18 protein-coding genes are annotated in these 19,928 nt (G+C 53.1%); 10 read left to right on the top strand and 8 right to left on the bottom strand.

Translation table 11 applies throughout. The features are described 5' to 3' along the window. Positions 1-96: 96 nt before the first annotated feature. Positions 97-945: a PRD domain-containing protein gene (locus VXK30_RS03300; protein WP_275716201.1), complete on the bottom strand. Its 849-nt coding sequence runs from the start codon at positions 943-945 to the stop codon at positions 97-99. 279 nt (positions 946-1,224) lie between these two features. Beyond that, entirely contained in the window at positions 1,225-1,563 is a 339-nt protein-coding gene (locus tag VXK30_RS03295; protein WP_275716199.1) for a helix-turn-helix domain-containing protein, read from the bottom strand. Positions 1,564-2,064: 501 nt separating this feature from the next. Between VXK30_RS03295 and VXK30_RS03290 the strand changes: the two genes are divergently transcribed. The 9 genes from VXK30_RS03290 to VXK30_RS03250 all read left to right on the top strand — a co-directional run bounded on the left by VXK30_RS03290 (position 2,065) and on the right by VXK30_RS03250 (position 12,185). After that, positions 2,065-3,231 carry an iron-containing alcohol dehydrogenase gene (locus VXK30_RS03290; protein WP_275716197.1) on the top strand — a complete coding sequence of 389 codons (1,167 nt, stop codon included), beginning with the start codon at positions 2,065-2,067 and terminating at the stop codon, positions 3,229-3,231. A gap of 353 nt (positions 3,232-3,584) precedes the next feature. Beyond that, positions 3,585-4,793: an aspartate aminotransferase family protein gene (locus tag VXK30_RS03285; RefSeq protein ID WP_275716194.1), complete on the top strand. Its 1,209-nt coding sequence runs from the start codon at positions 3,585-3,587 to the stop codon at positions 4,791-4,793. 139 nt (positions 4,794-4,932) lie between these two features. Continuing rightward, positions 4,933-6,006 (top strand): ABC transporter ATP-binding protein, encoded by a 1,074-nt coding sequence (locus tag VXK30_RS03280; RefSeq protein WP_275716192.1) that lies wholly within the window; start codon positions 4,933-4,935, stop codon positions 6,004-6,006. 80 nt (positions 6,007-6,086) lie between these two features. Further along, positions 6,087-7,214: an ABC transporter substrate-binding protein gene (locus tag VXK30_RS03275; protein WP_275716190.1), complete on the top strand. Its 1,128-nt coding sequence runs from the start codon at positions 6,087-6,089 to the stop codon at positions 7,212-7,214. Positions 7,215-7,342: 128 nt separating this feature from the next. Beyond that, the gene (locus tag VXK30_RS03270) at positions 7,343-8,269 is read left to right on the top strand and encodes an ABC transporter permease (RefSeq protein ID WP_275716188.1); all 927 of its coding nucleotides are present in this window, start codon (positions 7,343-7,345) and stop codon (positions 8,267-8,269) included. A 15-nt stretch (positions 8,270-8,284) separates the two neighbouring features. Continuing rightward, the gene (locus VXK30_RS03265) at positions 8,285-9,091 is read left to right on the top strand and encodes an ABC transporter permease (RefSeq protein WP_042081393.1); all 807 of its coding nucleotides are present in this window, start codon (positions 8,285-8,287) and stop codon (positions 9,089-9,091) included. A gap of 33 nt (positions 9,092-9,124) precedes the next feature. After that, the gene (locus VXK30_RS03260; RefSeq protein WP_275716185.1) at positions 9,125-10,378 is read left to right on the top strand and encodes a class-III pyridoxal-phosphate-dependent aminotransferase; all 1,254 of its coding nucleotides are present in this window, start codon (positions 9,125-9,127) and stop codon (positions 10,376-10,378) included. Positions 10,379-10,386: 8 nt separating this feature from the next. Beyond that, positions 10,387-11,397: a phosphotransferase enzyme family protein gene (locus VXK30_RS03255; protein WP_275716183.1), complete on the top strand. Its 1,011-nt coding sequence runs from the start codon at positions 10,387-10,389 to the stop codon at positions 11,395-11,397. After that, the gene (locus tag VXK30_RS03250; protein WP_275716181.1) at positions 11,391-12,185 is read left to right on the top strand and encodes a glucose 1-dehydrogenase; all 795 of its coding nucleotides are present in this window, start codon (positions 11,391-11,393) and stop codon (positions 12,183-12,185) included. The genes VXK30_RS03255 and VXK30_RS03250 overlap by 7 nt, the downstream gene beginning before the upstream one ends. Positions 12,186-12,283: 98 nt before the next feature. Here VXK30_RS03250 and VXK30_RS03245 read toward each other — a convergent pair whose 3' ends face one another. From VXK30_RS03245 to VXK30_RS03230, 4 genes are read right to left on the bottom strand one after another with little or no spacing between them, the layout of a single operon-like run. Next, entirely contained in the window at positions 12,284-12,511 is a 228-nt protein-coding gene (locus tag VXK30_RS03245) for a hypothetical protein (RefSeq protein WP_275716179.1), read from the bottom strand. Continuing rightward, positions 12,508-13,680, bottom strand: a complete 1,173-nt coding sequence (locus VXK30_RS03240; RefSeq protein ID WP_275716177.1) for a GerAB/ArcD/ProY family transporter — start codon at positions 13,678-13,680, stop codon at positions 12,508-12,510. Before VXK30_RS03240 ends, VXK30_RS03245 begins: the two co-directional genes overlap by 4 nt. After that, positions 13,677-14,924, bottom strand: a complete 1,248-nt coding sequence (locus VXK30_RS03235; RefSeq protein WP_275716137.1) for a Ger(x)C family spore germination protein — start codon at positions 14,922-14,924, stop codon at positions 13,677-13,679. Before VXK30_RS03235 ends, VXK30_RS03240 begins: the two co-directional genes overlap by 4 nt. Further along, positions 14,921-16,540: a spore germination protein gene (locus VXK30_RS03230; protein ID WP_275716135.1), complete on the bottom strand. Its 1,620-nt coding sequence runs from the start codon at positions 16,538-16,540 to the stop codon at positions 14,921-14,923. The genes VXK30_RS03235 and VXK30_RS03230 overlap by 4 nt, the downstream gene beginning before the upstream one ends. A 503-nt stretch (positions 16,541-17,043) precedes the next feature. Between VXK30_RS03230 and VXK30_RS03225 the strand changes: the two genes are divergently transcribed. Next, complete coding sequence (locus VXK30_RS03225) at positions 17,044-19,194, top strand: SPFH domain-containing protein (RefSeq protein WP_275716133.1); 2,151 nt, start codon at positions 17,044-17,046, stop codon at positions 19,192-19,194. Between the two features lie 92 nt (positions 19,195-19,286). Here VXK30_RS03225 and VXK30_RS03220 read toward each other — a convergent pair whose 3' ends face one another. Both VXK30_RS03220 and VXK30_RS03215 read right to left on the bottom strand, forming a co-directional pair. Beyond that, a complete protein-coding gene (locus tag VXK30_RS03220) occupies positions 19,287-19,526 on the bottom strand; it encodes a hypothetical protein (protein WP_275716130.1) in 240 nt (79 codons plus the stop codon). A 119-nt stretch (positions 19,527-19,645) separates the two neighbouring features. Beyond that, the gene (locus VXK30_RS03215; RefSeq protein WP_243122568.1) at positions 19,646-19,846 is read right to left on the bottom strand and encodes a hypothetical protein; all 201 of its coding nucleotides are present in this window, start codon (positions 19,844-19,846) and stop codon (positions 19,646-19,648) included. Positions 19,847-19,928 lie beyond the last annotated feature (82 nt).

Below are 19,928 nucleotides of genomic sequence, written 5' to 3'. Positions count from 1 at the left end.
TTTCCCGGCCATATAGTGAATTAAAAAAAGCATAAACTTCACAATATCACATTGCTCAGTTTATGCCTGAATGAACAGTAACACACCTTACATGATTCACTTTTTGTTTTTCAGGGTTCTTGCAATCCGGTCAATATGAATGGCAAGATATCCGAGCTCTCCGTCCGGCAGCTCCAACCCCAGCTCCTGCTTGACGATCTCTCCCACCTGCTGCGCCAGCGCGTAAGCCTTTTTAAAATTTTTCCGCACCGCCGGCAGAAGAGGATTCTCAGCAATGATATTTTTTTCGACCCGGTCCATGCTGGCCCGGAAATGATTAATCAGCCGTATATAGGTCAGGTCCCTTTCAAATTTCACACCCAGATTTTCCTCTAAAACCGAAATCATCATTTTCACAACTCTTGTTTTGTTGAGGGATTCTGAAACTTCTTCATTCTGCTTTGCGGCGTTCAGATGCAGCGCAATAAACGCCACCTCGTCATCATTGATTTCTACGTGAATTTGCTTTCTGAGCATCGTTTTCGCCGCAAGTCCGATTTCATACTCGTCCGGGTAAAGAGTCTTGATTTCATAAACAAACGGGTTTTGGATCGCCATTCCTCTCTTAATCCTCTCAATCGCGAAATTGATATGATCCGTCAGGACAATCAGCAGGTTTTCATTCAGCTTCCCCATCTTTTTTTCCGCAAGCAAAGTGATCTCGGAACAAACCCCAATCAGCTTGTCGTCAAATTGTTCAATCAGATTGAGATATTTCATCTTTCCCTGCGTATCGTAGACCAGAAAGGATTTCTCAATCTGCGACTGGTCCAGCGCGATTTTCATACCGACCTTTTTGGAAAATCCCAAGCCCTTCCCAATTAAAATGAACTGGGTTCCCTTCGGCTCTTTCTGGACTAAAACAACGTTGTGATTCAATACGCCTATAATTTCAAAATTCTCCATTTTCAAAATCACCTTACTCAAAAAAAAGGCATTAACACAGATTAAACAATCTGGTTAGTGCCTGATCAACAGTAACACACCGTTATTCAAATTTTATATAGAACATGTTAACATAGATTTATTGTATTGTCAATCATTTTGAGCCTGACTTTTCCAACAAAATTTGTGATACTTGAACATATTTCTGGCACTAAATCACCTTAATCGCGTCCGAATCCATCCTCTTTTCCCGGATTTTACAGTTCGCAGCGTCGGCTTTTCGGCCCGAAACAGCAGCCGCTATTCGGTGTTGCTTTCCCGGTACCCGCCGATCGTCTGTCCGGTAAACTTCTTGAACACGCGGCAAAAATAGGTGGGGTTGGAATATCCGGTGTGCTCCGCTATTTCTTTGATGGAAAGGCGGGTTACGCCCGCCAGTTTGATGGCTTCCTGCATTCTTACCTGCGTAAGATAGCCGATGAAGGTCTGCCCCAGCTCCTGTTTCAGCAGAGGGTCCATTTTCCCCCTTGCACAGTCATAGCAGCTGCGAATTTCAACCGCCGCCCCATTCTCCAATATTTCTGTTTTGGCGTCTTTCTCCAAACTGACCAATAACTGCTGATACCTTTCCTTTTCCATCAGGACTGCCTCCTTTAATGATCCGGTCCTGTGCCCCGGATTGATTCTATAGAATGATCATAACATCCAAAATGAGAATAGTCGATTATATATTTCTGCACTGATTCTCTTATCTTGCAATCCCGGCCGGGGAAGCGTAACCATGAATCCGGCTAAAAGAAGCGAATGTTCTTTTTTATATTGAGCGACAGCTCTTGACAAATGCAAAGCAAGGATGCATAATAGTTGAAACCGCAACGGAGCGTATCAAGGAAATTTCCTGATACGCTCTTTTTTTTTGAAAAAATTTTTAGGTATAAAAAAGGATGCCGCCGCCCCTGCTTGAATAAAACAAAGTGATACTGAAGCGATGAAAAGCAAGGGGTTTCATTGCTTTTGGACTGTGAAAAATGCCTTTTTATGTCAACTATCAGCAAAATGACGGCGGTTCCCGACTGTGCGTTTCAAAAGCACGGAACGGACCATTGACAAAACCATATTTTCAGGAAAGGAACTCTCTGAATGCTGAATTTTAAATACTCGATCCCGACAGAAATATTTTTTGGAAAGGGCCAGATTTCCGCTCTTTCAGATGAACTGCTCCGCTATGGAAACAGCGTACTGCTTGTTTACGGCGGCGGCAGCATCAAGCGGGCGAGACTTTACGACACCGTTGTACGGCTGCTTGCCGATGCGAAAATCGCTTACTGGGAGCTTGGCGGCGTTGAGCCGAACCCCAGGATCGACACGGTACGCGCCGGCGCACAGCTGTGCAAAGAGAATGGAATCGACACGGTCCTCGCGATCGGCGGCGGCAGCAGCATCGATTGCGCGAAGGTTGTGGCGGCCGCGGCAAATTATGACGGCGACGCATGGGACTTAGTGCTGCATCCTGATAAGATCGGCAAGGTTCTCCCCATTGCCGCCGTGCTCACCATTGCGGCGACCGGCTCGGAAATGGACCGGATCGCCGTGATATCCAACATGGCTACGAACGAGAAGCTTGCGACGAGCCATGACGGCCTGCGCCCGCGCTTCGCCGTCATGGACCCGGAATACACCTACACGGTTCCGAAATACCAGACCGCTTCCGGAACGGCGGATATTTTCAGCCATGTGCTTGAAAGCTACTTTGTAAAAACCCCCGGCGTTTATCTCCAAAGACGGTTTTGCGAGGCTCTGCTGAAAACGTGTCTGCATTACGGACCGAAAGCGATGACCGATCCGGAGAATTATGAAGCGCGCGCCAACCTCATGTGGGCTTCCTCCCTCGCGATCAACGACCTGATCACCTACGGGACGGAACGCCGGTGGACGGTACACCCCATCGAGCATGTGCTCAGCGCGCATTACGATATCACACACGGCGTCGGCCTTGCCGTATTGACGCCGAGCTGGATGCGCTTTGTGTGCGGATTTTCGGAAAACCTTCCGTATTTCGCGGAATACGGTGTCAATGTGTGGAACCTTACTGCCGGCCTTCCGCAGGAAGTGCTGGCACAGCAGGCCATTGAAAAAACGGAGAGCTTCTTCGAAGCGCTGGGCCTGCCGAAACATCTGAGCGAACTGGGGATTCCTTTTGACCTTCTGGAGCCAATGGCGGAACAGGCGGCCGGCAGCGGACGGGTCGGAGGGTTCCAGCCCCTTTCAAAAGAGGATGTATTCTCCATTTTAAAAATGTCGTACTAATTTACATCACAATGAATACTATAAAGTTAAATGAATTTTCTCCGTACTGATCATTCATTTATAAAAAGCGTTTTGTTATCTTGCATCATTTTTGGAAACAGATATCCTACTTATTTGTAAGCATTCCCACCTAAACGCTATTGACACGATCCCATGTAACCGCTATAATAATCACATATAAAGCACAGTGATGAATAAAAACAGAGAACAAAGGCGTTCTGACTTTAACCGTCAGAGCGCCTTCGCTTATATGCAGGAAATTATCAATTATTATTCAAATCGACCCTAAACGACTGCATATCGATCCGTGAATTTTTCAGCGACCTAATAAAATCGGAGGGAAATGAGAAGCAATGAAACTGAGTGAGTATGGTAAAACGGCGGAAGATGTGAAGGCTCTGGTCAAAAAGTATATGATCGACACCTACGAGCGCTATAACTTCGTCTGTGAGCGCGCGAAAGACATGTACCTTTACAATGAGAAGGGCGAAGCGTACCTTGATTTTTACGGCGGAATCGCGGTGAACAGTGCGGGCAACTGCAACGAAAAGGTCGTAGCGGCCGTTCGGGACCAGGTCGGCGACGTGATCCATACCTTCAACTATCCGTACACCCTGCCGCAGGCGCTGCTTGCCGAAAAAATCTGCACCACACTGGGTTTTGACAAGATTTTTTATCAGAGCACCGGAACCGAAGCAAACGAAGCGATGATAAAAATGGCAAGAAAATACGGGGTCGAAAAATACGGAAAGAACAAATACCACATCATCACCGCGAAAAAAGGCTTCCACGGCAGGACCTACGGCTCCATGTCGGCAACCGGTCAGCCGGACAACGCCTGCCAGATCGGGTTCAAGCCGATACTTCCGGGCTTCACCTACGCGGATTACAACGATCTGGAATCGTTCCGGTCCCAGGTAACCGAGGACACCATCGCCATTATGGTCGAGCCGATTCAGGGAGAGGGCGGCGTCATTCCCGCAACCCCGGAGTTTTTGAAGGGGCTGCGTTCCCTCTGCGATGAAAAGGGGCTGCTGCTGCTGTTTGACGAGGTACAGACCGGCTGGTGCAGAACGGGGGACGTCATGGCCTTTATGGGATACGGGGTAAAGCCGGATATTCTCTCCATGGCCAAGGCGATGGGCGGCGGGATGCCGATTTCCGCCATCGTTACCAGCGCGGAAATCGCAAAGGCCTTTACCATGGGCTCCCACGGGACCACCTACGGCGGCAACGCCGTCTGCTGCGCGGCCTCGCTCGCGCAGGTAACCGAGCTGATCGACCGGGATCTGGCCGGCAACGCAAAGAAAATGGGCCGTTACCTTACGGAAAAGCTCCGCACGCTTCCCCATGTAAAAGAGGTCCGGGGCAAGGGCCTCCTGATCGGCATCGAGTACGACGGGCCGGTCGGGCTGGAAATCAAGCACGGCTGTTTTGACCGTAAGATGCTGGTCACGCTGATCGGCGACCGCGTTATCCGCCTGATTCCGCCGCTGATTCTGACGGAAAAGAACTGCGACGCAGCCTTCGAAATTCTGAAAGAGGTCTCGGAAACAATCTGAATTCATTTGAATCATTTGTGAAGTTAGCAAGGGCGCTTATGAACAAACCGTTCATCTGCGCCCTTTTCCTATCTCCGCGGCGGCCCGGCGGGCCGGATTCAGGATTACAATTTTTGATAAGTCAGGAGGTATCGGACAGATGGGTGCCAATATCAAAATGGAAAACATCGATAAACGCTATAAGCTGGCAAATGTCATCAGGGACGTCAATATTGAAATTCAGGACGGGGAATTCCTGACGATTCTGGGGCCGAGCGGCGCCGGAAAAACCACGCTGCTGAAGATGATCGCCGGATTTGAGGACCCCTCCAAAGGAAAAATCCTCATCAACGGGAACGACATTTCCAGAACGCCGATTCATAAGCGCAATATCGGGATGCTGTTCCAGAACTACGCGCTGTTTCCACATATGACGGTGTATAAAAATGTGGAATACCCGCTGAGCGTGCGAAAAATGGCAAAGAAGGAACGCAGGGAAAAAATCGACGCCGTTCTCAAGCGGGTACGCCTGTCGGAATACGCGTCGCGTTATCCCCGGGAACTCAGCGGCGGCCAGCAGCAGCGTGTCGCGCTGGCCAGAGCACTGGTGTTCGATCCGCTGATCCTTCTGCTGGACGAACCGATGGCCGCGCTTGACAAACAGCTGAGAAAACAGATGCAGCTGGAAATCAAGGAAATTCACCGGGAGCTGGGCATCACCACGGTTTCCGTCACGCACGATCAGGAGGAAGCCCTGACCATGGCGTCCAAGGTCTGCATTATGAAGGACGGCATGATCGAGCAGGTCGCAACGCCCGTGGAAATATACGAAAAACCGGCGTCCGTATTCTGTGCCAAATTTATCGGAGAAGCAAACGTGATCCCCTGCCCGGTGGTTTCCGTCGATGCCGCCGGAAAAGGAAAGATCGGCGTTCACGGGCTGGTGATCCCGGCCCCGGACCAGACGCGGAGCTATGCGGAGGACGATACGGTCAACATTGTGATCCGGCCGGAAAAAATCAATCTGGTCGACGATTCCTACGGCGGACTGAAGTTCAGGGGGATTGTCGAGCAGTGCGTTTATATCGGAGACTGTCTGAAGCTGAAGGTCCGCCTGACGAACGGGCACCATCTGAAAGTCAAGGTATTTACCAGCTATGCGCTGTCCTTAGACGTGGGTGACGAAGTGCTGCTCGGCATTTCGGAAGAGGATATTGTTCAGGTAAAGCCCTGAAACAGGTCTTTTGCGCTTAACTGTCTATGTTCTATATAGAGGAGAACCACATTCTGTCGAAACAAGAGGAGGCTACAACGATGAAAAAGAGTGCAAATGCGAAAAAAGGGATCCGGGTCCTTTCCGCTGTAATGATCGGAACCATTTTCCTTTCCCTGACCGCCTGCGGCGGCAGCCAGACCGCCACATCCTCCGCAGCGGGTTCCGCATCCGCCGCCGGAGCGTCCAGCGGGAAAAAATGGGCCGGAAAAACCCTGACGGTCTGCAGCTGGGGCGGCGCGATTCAGGCGGCACAGAAAAAAACGATCTTCGATAAGTTTGCCGAAGAGACCGGCTGCACCATCGTGGAAGATACCGATCCGAGCCCCGCAAAGGTAAAAGCAGCGGTTCAGGCGGGAAAAATGGAGGTCGACGTATGGGACGTTGACACGGACTTTGCTTTCCGCGGTGAAAAAGAGGGCTTATTCGAAAAGCTCGACTTCAATGTCATCAAAAAAGACGGTCTGGTTGAGAACTTCATAACGGAATATTCCGTGCCGTCGGAAATGTCCGCGATCTGTATTTCGTGGAATACGAATCAATTCTCCGAATCGAACCGGCCGAAAAACTGGACGGAATTCTTTGACACCGCGAAATTTCCCGGCAGCCGCACGCTGTACTCCAACCCGATGTCCATGCTGGAAGCGGTGTTGATGGCGGACGGCGTTTCGATCGACGAAATGTATCCGCTCGATGTGGACCGGGCCTTCAAATATCTGGACGCGCATAAAAAAGACATCCAGACCTTCTGGGATTCCGGTTCCCAGTCCGTCCAGCTGGTTTCCAGCGGCGACAACCCGCTCGGCGAGGTCTGGGCGGGACGTATCATCAAGGCAAAGGAAGAGGGCCAGCCGGTGGAATATGACTGGAATCAGGCGATCATCACCAGCGATTCCTGGGTGATCGGGAAAGGCTCGAAAAACGTTGAGATGGCAAACGACTTCATCGCATTCGCGACCTCCGCGCAGGTTGTGGCAGACTACGCGATCGAGTACCCCGGCAACGCTCCCTGCAACACGGACGCCTACAAGCTTATGACGCAGGAACAGGTCGACAAGCTGGCGTCCTCACCGGAAAAGGTAAAAAATCAGGTCTACTACGATGTAAAATGGTGGGTCGACAATTACGACGCCGTCTACCAGCGCTTCCAGGAATGGAAATTAAGCTGACGTATTGACCCGATTGTCTTTACGGCAAACCGCCGCGGCGCAGCACCGCGGCGGACTGCCGTTTCCGTAATAAGAAGAAACACGAACCGATTTTTACAGCTTAGCTGAAAACACAGCGGGAGGGCTTTATGATGCTAAAAGATTTTGAAGTCGCGATGGACGGAGTCCGATACAAAGACACGGCGAAGACGGTGAAAGACGAAAAAACGGAGCGGAGGGGTCTGCCCGGAAGAAATTTGCTCAGGCCGTGGATGCTGATTATCCCTCCCGCGCTGTTTTTTGCGGTTTTCCTGATTTTCCCGCTGCTGCAGATTCTTGCGCTCAGCTTTACGGGCGCCCAGAGCGCCCTGACCGTGGATTCCTATGTCAAATTCTTCAGCAGCGACGTCTACCTGAAGGTGATTGCGACCACCTTCCGCATCAGCATCGTCGTAACCCTGGCCTGTCTGGTTCTGGGCTATCCCGTGGCATACGCCATGACGGTCTGTTCCAAAAGGATCAGCTGCCTGATTATGATCGGCGTGATGATTCCCTTCTGGACCAGCCTGCTGGTACGCACCTACGCGTGGATGATCCTGCTGCAGGCCAACGGCGTGATCAACGACATCCTGAAGACTCTCGGCCTGATTCAGCAGCCGCTGGAACTGATGCACAACGAGCTCGGCATTTATGTCGGCATGACGCATATTCTTCTTCCCTACATGATTCTTTCGCTTTACCCCGTGATGCAGGGAATCGACCGCAATCTGATTCTGGCTTCCCGCACGCTGGGGGCGAAAAAGGGCTATACCTTCTTCCGGGTTTTCGTACCGCTCAGCATGCCCGGCGTTTCCTGCGGCTCGATCATCGTTTTCGTCAGCAGTATCGGCTACTACATCACCCCTTCCCTGCTGGGCGGAACCAAAAACGTGATGATTTCGCAGACCATACAGGCACAGATCAACAAGCTGATGAACTGGCCGTTCGCTTCCTCTATTTCCGTTGTGCTTCTGGTTCTGACGTATATCATTCTGTTCCTGTCCAAAAAAATTATGCATGTGGAAAAACTGTGGTAGAAAGGAGGAGCATCGATGATGTTATGGATTGTCGCAGCTCTGATTATGCTTTTTCTGGTCCTGCCGGTACTGATTATCGTACCGATGTCATTCAGCTCGTCCCGGTATCTGGAATTTCCGCCCCCGGGCTTTTCCCCGCAGTGGTACCAGGCATTCTTCGGCAACGCCCAGTGGGTGAATTCCCTGAAAATCAGCTTTGAGCTGGCGATCCTTACAACGATTCTTTCGCTGATTCTGGGAATCCTCGCCGCGGAGGGGCTTTCCAAATCGGAATTCAGGGGCAAAAACGCCATTATCGAAACCTTCATGATGCCCATGCTGGTGCCCGGCATTATCGTCGGCATCGCGGTCTACCGGTTCGAAGCGGGAATCAACCTTTCCGGCACCTTCAGCGGGCTGCTGATCGCCCACGTCCTGATGGCGGTTCCGTTTGTAATCCGCACGGCGCTCGCCAGCCTGTCCGGCCTGAACCCGAACTATGAGCTGGCGTCCCGCAGCCTGGGAGCGAACAGCTTCCTCACCTTTCTGCGCGTGACCGTGCCGATGATCAAATCCGCGCTGTTTTCCGGCGCGATGTTCGCTTTCGCTACGTCGTTCGACGAGATCATCGTGACGCAGTTCCTCTGCGGCGTGCAGATCACGACCCTTCCGAAGAGAATCTGGGACGGCCTGAATCAGCAGCTCGATCCCACCATTACCGCCATAGCGGCGATCGTGATCGTTTTCATCACGGCAGTTATGCTCCTTTCCAACGCGAAGACCCTGTTCGGCCGCGAGCCGAAATACCAGATTCAGGAAGAAATTGTACTGGACGACGACTGACCGATAAAAATTTGCAGCAAGGGCGGAAAAACAATGACAGATTATAAAGCGGAAATTTTACAGAAGAGCAGAGAGTACTGGAACCCCAGCAAGGTGGAGGATTTCCATAAAAAGGGGATCGACCTTGTAATGGGAAAACGGGAGGGCTACCGCTTCTGGGATATGGACGGCACGGAATTTCTCGACATCCATCTGAACGGCGGCACCTACAATCTGGGACACCGCAACCCCGAGGTGATCGGGGCGATGATTCAGGCGACGGAGGAATTCGACGTCGGGAACCATCACTTCCCGTCCATTGCAAGAGCGGAGCTGGCGGAACAGCTGGCAAAGCTCTGCCCCGGGAATCTGAATTATTCCGTTTTCTCCACCTGCGGAGGCGAAGCGGTGGACGTCGCCATTAAGAGTGCCCGTTACGCGACCGGACGGAAAAAGGTGATTTCCATCAAGGGCTGCTACCACGGACACACTGGGCTTTCCGTCTCCGCGGGAGACGACATGTTCAAGCTGCCGTTTCACTGCGAGGGCGAGCCGAACGCCTTTGTGCAGGTTCCGCTCAACGATATCGGCGCCATGGAAGCGGAGCTGAAAAAGGAGGACACCGCCTGCGTTCTGGTGGAAACCATTCTGGCCACCTACGGCTTTCCCCTGCCGGAGACGGGCTATCTCAAAGCGGTAAAAAAGCTTTGCGAACGGTACGGCGCGCTGTATGTCGCTGACGAGGTGCAGACCGGCCTGATGCGTACCGGCAAGCTGTGGGGCTTTGAGCACGAGGGGTTCGTGCCCGATATGCTGGTGACCGCAAAGGGCTTCGGCGGCGGAATTTATCCGATTTCGGCGACGGTCATGAACCGGACGGCGGGAAAATGGCTGTTTGAGATCGGGCGCCTGCACGGCTCCACCTGCGGCGGCTCCGAAATCGGCTGCAGGGTGGCCGCCAAGGTGCTGGAGATAACCACGCGCCCCTCTACGGTCGAAAATGTCGTTCAAAATCAGGCGGTCCTGAAACACGGCGTTGATGATCTGATGAAAAAATATCCCGGCTTCCTGACCGGGTACTCCCAGCGCGGGGTCATTCTGGGACTGGATTTTGACTGCGAGGACGCCAGCGTGTCCGTATCAAAGCCGCTTTACGACCACGGCGTATGGGCGCACAACGCCCGCCTGCATCCCGGGACCCTGCAGATGAAGGTGGGGCTGCTGTGCGACCGGGCATTTATCGACGAGCTTTTTGCCAGAATGGACGAGGGGCTAAAAGAAGCTTACCAAAATTACAGAGGAAGGTGACTGCAATCTTGAAACGGATAGACACACCGGAGGTGCTTTTGGAAACCGTACGCCGGGAATTTGAACGGATGTTTCTTTTCCCGGACCATGCGGAAATCGGACTTCTTAAGAATTCGGAAAATCTGACCTTTACGGTCGCTTCTCCCGTACGCAAAGCCGTTCTGCGCGTGAACCGGCCCGGATATCATACAAAAGAGGAACTGCTCGCCGAGCTGCAGTGGATGGAACAGATCCGCCGCGGCGGAAAGCTCGCCGTACCACAGGTGTTTTCCGGCAGGAACGGCAGCCCTTTGCAGTCCTTCCGTTCCCCGGAAAGCGGAGTGGAGTACAACTGCTCCCTGTTCTCCTTTCTTCCCGGCGAAGCAGTCTGCGAGCTGCACGGACAGCAATTGCTCTCCAGAGTACGCCAGGTCGGCGCGGCCGCGGCCATCCTTCACACACAGGTGCAAAAGGAGACGGAAACCGCCCGCCTTCGGCGGTTCGCCTGGGATTTTGAAAACCTGCTGGGCGAAAACGCCCGCTGGGGGTCCTGGAGCGATTATCCTGGTTTGACACGGAAGGACAGGATCCTTTTCAGGCAGGCCTCGGCGATCATCGAAGAACGGCTTTCCGCCTACGGCAAGGAGCCCGACCGCTACGGCCTGATTCATTCGGACCTGCATCTGTCCAACATCATTATGGACGGCGAGAAGCTCCAGATCATCGATTTCGACGACTGCGGCTTCGGATGGTTCCTGTATGATTTAGGATGCAGCCTGGTGCAGTACAGCGACGGTCTGGAAGAGCTTTGCAAGGCGTGGCTGCAGGGCTACCAGACGGTGCGCTGCCTTTCTTTACAGGATTTCGCGGAAATGCCCACCTTTGTTCTCATGCGGCGCATTGTCAGGCTGGCGTGGCTCGGCAGCCACAGGGAAAGCGACACGGCGAAAACGGTCGGGGCGGACTATCTGGAAAAAACGCGCCGCATGGCCTATGAATTTGTCCGCAGGAACGTACAAAAGGCGGCGGCGGTGTGCTGAGCGAAAAAGTAGCGCTTGTGACCGGCGCGGGGTCCGGAATCGGCTTCGGAATCGCGCGCGAGCTGGCCGCGAAGGGAGCTTTCGTTATCCTGGCCGGCCGTTCCGGGCAGGCAAAAGCCGCGTCGGAGGAATTGAACCGGCAAAATTTCCATACAGCGACGGTCAAAATGGACATTGCGGACCGGGAAAGCGTAAGTGCCGGGGTGGCAGGCGCGCTGATGCAATACGGGCGCATCGACATTCTGGTCAATAACGCGGGGATCGCGAAGCTTTCCCGGTTTGAGGCCTTTCCGGATGAACTGCGCGACCGGCATATCGACATCAACCTGAAGGGCACGTGGAATGTGACAAAGGCGGTCCTTCCCTGTATGCTGAAGAACCGGTGGGGACGCATCATCAATATCGCTTCCGTGACGGGCCCTTATGTCAGCGACCCGGGATACACCGCTTACGCCATGACAAAGGCGGGGCTGGTCGGGTTTACCAAATCGCTGGCGGTAGAACTGGCGAAGGACGGAATTACGGTCAACGCCATCTGCCCCGGCTTTATTTTAACGCCGAATGTCCGCAGGAGCGCGGCGGCAACCAATCCCCGGAATCCCAATCTTGTGCTGGAAAGCATCGCGGCCGGAGTCCCGATGGGCCGTCTGGGCGCGCCGGAAGAGGTGGGAAAGCTGGCGGCCTTTCTCGCCGGCGAGGAATCCTCGTATATTACCGGCACGGAAAACGTGATCGACGGGGGCAATCTGCTGCCGGAGACAAACGTGATGGGGATAAAGAAACCCTAATGAGAAAAGCGTTTCCTGTGTCAGGCTCTCTGTGAACGGTCTGTGTTAAAAGCGCCCATAGAACCGAAATCCGGTTCTATGGGCGCTTCGTCGTATGATCAGGACGCTTTGAAGCTCAGATGCAAAACATTCTGATAAAACGCCTGGATCGCTTTGATCGGGCTTGGTATCTTGACATCGAAAGCCATAAGCGTCCCAAGTACGAACACCAGCAGAAAAATAACCGAATAGATGGCAAGATCGCGCCAACGCTTGTTTTTGATCATATCAGGCAGATCGAGCAGGGCGATGCCGATAAAAGCGATGATTATCAGCAGCAGATTCATGCCCCCACCTCCTGCGCTTTGCCAATCTTCCGCAGGCAGACTACCAGCAGGGATACGGCCGGAAGCAAAAACTCAAAGGTCAGCGAGAAAAAGGGAGCCGTCGTTGCGCCCCAATTCATATTTTCCATCATGGACTCGAAAACAAAGAGCGAATAGAAAAACACGAATGCCACGGAGATAAGCATAAGCGGAGGAGCGCTGTGCTGCCCCTGCAGCTGTTCCGTTTCGCAGGATTGTCCCTTGTGATCAGGATTTGCCCGCGGGGGGCTTTTCCCGCTCAGCATCTGGGTTAATCCCAGTACAAATGCATACAGCAGGATGCTTACCTTAAATAAAAACAGAATCACAAGGACCACCGCATAAATGCTCTCCATCCGGGTGAGGATACCCGCAAGGCTTACATAACGCATCGATTCAAAGGACGGCAGAGACACGATCGCGACAAGCGGACCCAACGTGATAATATCGCGCATGATGACAAACACCATGGACGCGGCCGACAAAGCTAATCCCAGCAGAAGGGGCTTTCCGGCTTTTTTGCCCTTTTCCAGCATGGGAGTGATCATTGTGAAGGCCAAAATCTCTCCCATTGGAACCGCCGCCACAGAGACCGTTCCCTGAACGAATTCGGGGAATTTCAGTTGAAAAAACGGCTTCAGAAATTCCGGCTGCACGTCCTTGAGCAGCAGAATGGAGTTGACAGCCAGCGCTCCCATGGCAATGATAGTAAAAAGAACTGACAGGTGCATAAGGTTCTCAATTCCCTTGCGGAGCGCATAAGCGCACCCGACCAGAAAGACGAGGGTAACCGCCGCGATCGGGGTCTCCGGCATCATATAGCCCGCCACAAAGTTTCCAAGATCGCGGGTATTGAGCGCGGCCAGCGACACAAAAAAGAACAGGTACAAAGCAGACAGAATTTTCCCAAAAACCGGGCCGAATACAATATCGTCGATCTCGATCAGGTTCTTTCCGGGAAATTTTCGCAGCAGACCGGTATAGACAGCCAGAATCGGGAGAGTGAGCAAAAAGCCGGTAATGGCCATCGCCCAGGAGTCCTGCCGGGTCACGCTGATGATGAAGCCGGAACGCAGCACGGTACCCTGCATAAAGCAAAACACCGAGAACATCAGGTCTTTCGATGATATGCTTCCCTTTTCCAGTTTCATTGCGCACCTCCCGGAGTCACCGGCTTTACCAAGCCGCCTTCAGAACCCAGCTCGGCATTTACCTGAACATCCATGCCGATCTTCGGGAATTCCTGATCCCAGTTTCCTTTCATCTTTTCCCATTCTTCCGGATATTCCCGGCGGATTGCCTCGCCAAATCCCAATACATCGGCGGAAAGCGCTCTCGCCTGCGCAAGCGCGCTCCCGACATCTGAGCGGACAGCGTCCTCCATCCGTCCTTTCAGCATTGCAACATTCTCTGGGCGGGACATGTTTTCGGCGGTCTCATTGCCTTGAATAGCCCCTTCCACGTCAATTGTAAGCTTCATCCTGATCGTCCCATCCTCCCCTTTAACAGGCTTTAAATTGCTGCTGGAATGGAGGATTTCCAAAGTGACCTGTCCCCACGGTGTATTTACGGTCTTCTCTCCGCTTTGAGCCTTGTTCGTCACCCACAGGACTCCTCTTGTCTGTTCCGTATTCAGCTCCCCGATCATTTTTCCCTTTTTAAAGACCGCGGTGCCTTCAAGCTTTGCGTACTTCTTCCCTTCGGATTCGTATAATTTTACCATCGGGGCCACAGGAGCGGCAGAATCGCTTAGGATCGCAATCGCAAAATCGCGCAGGGTTACAGTCACTGTTTCCGAATTGGATTTCTGATTTCCCATCAGCTTGGAAATATGAAGAGCAGGAATCTTTTCCAGTTCAACATTTTCGTTCAATATCTCCGACGCCTTGCCCTTTGAGATTAGAATATTGATATTCATGCGCGTCTCATAATCGCGTATGAATACGTCCAGCCCCTCCGCGATGTCCTTTTTTTCCAGATCACTGCTGAAAATAAGCACTTCATTATGCGCAAAATACAGCCTTCGGTTCTGCATGCGCGTCAGTTCACGGACAGCGGCAAGCACACTGCTGTCCGTATAACTGACGTTTACATAGGCTTTTCCCTCGGACCCGCCCCCCTTTGTGGATGTTCCGGAGCCAAGCTCCGACGCCTTGACCACCTGTGCGGTCAGCGTCAATGTGTCCGGCTGATCGCCTACGTCCAGAGCGGTGCCGAGCACAATGGCCAGAGTGTTGAGCTCCCGTTGGCTCCAGCAGGAGCAAAGGCATAAAATGAGCAGAATACAGAGCAAAAATACGCCGGCGCGGCGCGCCCCCTTTTGGCATTTCCGGGAAAGGGACGCGGAGAAAGTTCGGAGAACCTTCCCGCCGGTTTTAACAGCCTGTTTTTTCATGGATTTTCCCCCTGTTTGTCCCCGCTGCCGACGGGCGGGTCATTGGGGGAAGGAATATTCTCCCGTTTCACGTCCTGCGGTTTTATTTCTTCGGGGCGGGTCCGCATGGCCCAAAGCGGGGAGCGCACCGCGGTATCCTTGAGATCGGCCGTTTGGAACGGCGCTACGGGCGCCAGATAACGGGAGCCAAAAGATCTCAGTGAGGCAAGATGCATGAGTATGATCAACGCGCCTATGGTAATCCCAAAACTCCCCATGGTGGCCGCCATGATTACCAGGAACCATCTCAGGATTGCTACGGCGTCAGTGATAAAGGGAATGGCAAAGCTCGACACAGCGGTAATTGCGACGACGATGACGACCGGAGCACCGACTATTCCGGCCTGCACGGCGGCTTCTCCCATCACCAGGGCACCCACGATGCTGATGGTCTGCCCGACCGGCCGGGGCATACGGATACCGGCTTCCCGGAGGATTTCGAAAATAACCATCATAATGCCTACCTCCACTACCGCGGGAAAGGGCACCCCCTCAGCGGATGCCGCTATCGTAAACAGCAAAGTGGTTGGGACCAATTCCTGATGATAGGTAGTGAGCGCTATATACACGGCCGGCGCAAACAGGCTGATAGAAAACGCCACCAGGCGCAGTATGCGCATCATGGTTGCGTAATAACTGCGCGTGATATAGTCCTCCGCATTCTGTAAGTTCTCTACAAACAGCATCGGCACCGTCATCACAAACGGGGAACCGTCCACGGCAATGGCAACCCGGCCCTCCAGCAGCTTTCCGGCGACCGCGTCCGGTTTTTCACTGCACCAGATGGTCGGAAAAGCCGTGTACGGCGAGTCCTCGATATACTCTTCCAGATAACCTGTAGCAAGCACCACATCGGTGTCAATTTTCTTCAGTCGGCGCTCGACCTCGCAAATGAGTTCCGGGTCTGTAATTCCGTCCATATAGAGGATGTTCACCTGCGTGTGCGTACGTTTCCCAATGACGGCAGCACGGATTTTGAGCGCCGGATCTTTTATCTTCCGACGGATCATGGTCGTGTTTGTCCTCAGATTTTCGGTAAACCCTTCCCGGGGCCCGCGGATAGCGGTCTCGCTGGTCGGCTCGGAAACGGCTCTTTTCTCCCAGCCCTTTGCACCTATGTCAAGGGCCTTGCAGGAACCCTCGGTCATAAGCACGGCGTCGCCTGACAAACAGGCCTCCGTCACTTTGTTATAAGTATAGACCGTTTTTACTTCTCCGACGGTCAACAGCCTGTCCCGGATTTCATCCATACCCGACAGGTCCGACGTTTCCCCCCTGCGGGAAAGCCAGCCCTGACGCATAAGCGGCTCTATGATGTCATCATTTATGGTGGAAAGATTTACCATTCCGTCCAGAAAAATCAGTGCAGCCTTCTTTCCCCCGTCTTTCTCTTTTCCAAAAAAAAATTCACGGATGATGAGGTCGGAACTCTCCCCAAACCTGGCTCTGACGGCATCGAGGTTACCTTTGAGCTCCGGGGACAGGATCTGCGCGCTCACCTTCCCGCCCTGTTTCTCCTCTCCGCTCCAGTTATTCCCGTCCGCTTCTTTGCTTTGTTCATGCTGTTGTTTAAGCAATCGAACCAACTTTGTAAAAAAACGCATTTTCGTCGACCTCTTTAGCACACTTGGTGGCCTACACCCTCAATTTTGAGAATCATCCAAAAAAACTTTTTGAACCGGATCAGGCGCCCTTTCGGTCCACGGGCACAACAAAACAGTGCTGACATATTTTCTCCGAAGCTGCAAAAAAAATGGTTATCAGCCCTCATTCCCTGATATGGGATTTTTATTAGAATTTACATATTATGTAAATTTATACAAATGGGAATCCAGGAAGCGGGGCCGGGACACTGGGGCGGCAGAAAATCCCCCTAAAATCTGGTATTTCCCTGTTACCGTCCTTCTATTGAAATCCGTGTCATTGTAGAATATAATGAAGCATAGATTTAGTAATGTGCTGTTGACGGTCGAAACACGAAAGAGATTCCGTTTTTCCCCGTTTTTTTGGCACGGCGACCGCATCCCTCCCGGAGAGCGGGCGCTTCACAATCCATGAAACAGGTAAAGGAGAAATGGGAATGGGCGTTATTCTGATTCCGCTGTATATTCTGATTGCCGTCGCAGTGCTCTATCTTTTGATTTTTAAAATTCTGGGCCTGCGGATTATTGGCTCCAACGAGGTCGCCGTGGTTGAAAAATGGTGGAGCAGAAAAGGCTCTTTGAAGGATTCCATCATCGCCCTGCACGGCGAGGCCGGCTACGCGCCCGACCTTCTGCGCGGAGGCATGCACTTCAAATCCGCCCTGATGTATAAAATCCACAAATACCCCCTCATTACGGTTCCACAGGGCCAGATCGCCTATCTGTTCGCGCGGGACGGCCTGCCGCTTGCTCCGACGCAGACGTTGGGAGAAGTAGTGGCGCAGGCCAACAATTTTCAGGACGTGCGCGGTTTTCTGCAGAACGGCGGCCAGCGCGGACCGCAGCGCGGGATTCTGAGAGAAGGTACATACGCCATCAATCTGGCGCAGTTCATTGTGATTACTCCGAGCGATATTAAGGCGATCGGCAATTCCCGCAGCGAACGCGCGGAGATCGCCAGCATGCAGCAGACGCTGCTGGAACGCGACGCGTTCCGCCCGGTGGTCATCATGGCCAACGCAAGCGATACCAGCGATATCGTGGGGATCGTCACCGTGCACGACGGCATGCCGCTGGAGCAGGGCGAAATCATCGCGCCGAGCGTGGGCGAAGGGCACTCGAGCTTTCAGGACCCGGAGCGGTTTCTGGAGCTGGGCGGCCGCCGCGGCAAGCAGCTGCAGGTGCTGACGGACGGCACCTATTACATCAACCGCCTGTTCGCTACGGTGGAATTCCGCCCGAAAACGGTGGTCCCCATCGGATTTGTCGGGGTCGTGGTTTCCTTCTTCGGAAAGGAAGGTGTCGACACGACGGGCGAGGATTACAAGCACGGCGAGCTGGTGGAGGCTGGCTGCAAGGGTGTGCTGGAGAAGCCGCTGATGCCCGGAAAGTATGCGTTTAACACCGATGCCGGACGCGTGGTGCTGGTACCCACCACCAATATCATTCTGAAATGGAACAAATCAGAGGTTGGGGACCATAAATACGACGAGAACCTGACCGAGGTCGATATCATCACCAAGGATGCGTTCGAGCCTTCGCTCCCGCTTTCCGTCGTCATGCATATCGACTACAAGCAGGCGCCGTGGGTCATCCAGCGCTTCGGCGACATCAACATGCTGGTCAACCAGTCCCTTGACCCGCTTGTAAGCGCGTACTTTAAGGATGTGGCGCAGACCAAGACCCTGATCGAGCTGATCCAGGAGCGCAGCGCCATCCGTGAACGCGCTGTAACCGAAATGCGCAATAAATTTCAGAAATACAACCTGCAGCTGGAGGAAGTACTCATCGGTACGCCGAGGTCTTCCCATGCGGATGTGCAGATTGAAAACATCCTGACGCAGCTGCGTGAACGCCAGATTGCGGAGGAAAAGAAAATCACCTATCAAAAGCAGCAGTCGGCGGCGGAAAGCGAAAAATCCCTGCGGGAGGCCCAGGCGGTCGCCGAGCAGCAGAATTTCCTGACCAAGTCGAAAATCCAGATTGAGATTGAAGGCAACAACGGCGCCGCCATGGCGAGCAGGGCGGAACAGGAAGCCAATCAGATCATCGCGCTGGCAAAAGCCAACGCATCAAAAGTGCGGCTGGAAGGCGAAGCCGAGGCTTCCAAGGAGTCCAACGTCGGCCTTGCCAAGGCGCAGGCCATTGACGCGCAGGTACGGGCTTACGGCGGCGCGGAGTACCGTGTCATTCAGGAAGTCGCCGACAAACTGACCGACGCGATCAAAAACTCCAAAGTGGATATTGTCCCGAAAACAGTCGTCAACATGGGCGGAAACGACGGGCAGCCGTCGGGCGGCAGCAACGGCGGCGGAAGCAACACGGTCATGGACACTCTGCTGAAGTTTTTGACGCTTGACAAACTGGGCGTGTCGCTCCAGCATATCTCCGAACCATCCACCACGGCGCAGGCCATTCAGTCGGCGGTGGAAGCGGCTAAAACCGGGCAGACCCCTTCCGCGGAACAGCCGGTCCCGGCGGCGGACGGCGGGCAGCCGAATCAGCCCGTACAGCCTGCGCCGCAGGAAACCGCGAAACCGACCGCACAGGAGAAAAAACAATCGTTTATTCCGAAGGAGAAAATTTAGGGATTCTCACCCCCATGGCAAAATAAAAGAGCACCCTCAGCGGGTGCTCTTTTATTTTGGTGGACCATCGGGAATTCAGATGCTTGCATCCTCTACCCGCGTTCCGCGGACACACCGTATTGAAGCTGTGAGAAGGCCGACACGTTTCCGGGCTTTGGCAGCTTGCACGCATCAACCGCGACAATTTCAGCTCCCGCCGCATACACTGCCTCTACGTCGCGGAGAGTAGGCGTGATGTAACACCAGTATCCGGGGTATGTATGTTTCATAAGACCGACCGCAGGGATTGCAATCAACTGGCGTGCCGCGAGAATCTCGGTCACACCGTTCACACCAACCGCGCCGACGATCTAACGTGGGGTTTTCACATACACGAAGCCGCTCCGGTTAAGGAGCGGCAGATAAACCAGGGACAAATATTTATATCCTTAGGAGTAGACAATGACTATATTTATTTTTTGCGGCTGCAAACCAGACGCTCAATGATATCGTCTAATATGCGCAAGTCCTGACTGTTCAAATCATCCAGTAAGGAAAGGATTCGTTTCAACGCTTTCGCACTTCCGCTATCACAGCTGTCGTTACAGTTGCCGCGATCTGATGCTGATTCGACGGCATCAAAATCGTCATTGACATAACGATTCAGGCTCAATGCAATACCTCCTTCATGAAAGATTAATACATAATATTCAAGTCATTAGTGGCTTGTCAATATGGTTATTAGGAATCCCGGA

It is taken from the genome of Caproiciproducens sp. CPB-2 (genome assembly GCF_036287215.1).
Lineage (GTDB): Bacteria > Bacillota > Clostridia > Oscillospirales > Acutalibacteraceae > Caproiciproducens.
This window is presented reverse-complemented; position numbering and strand designations above follow the sequence as displayed.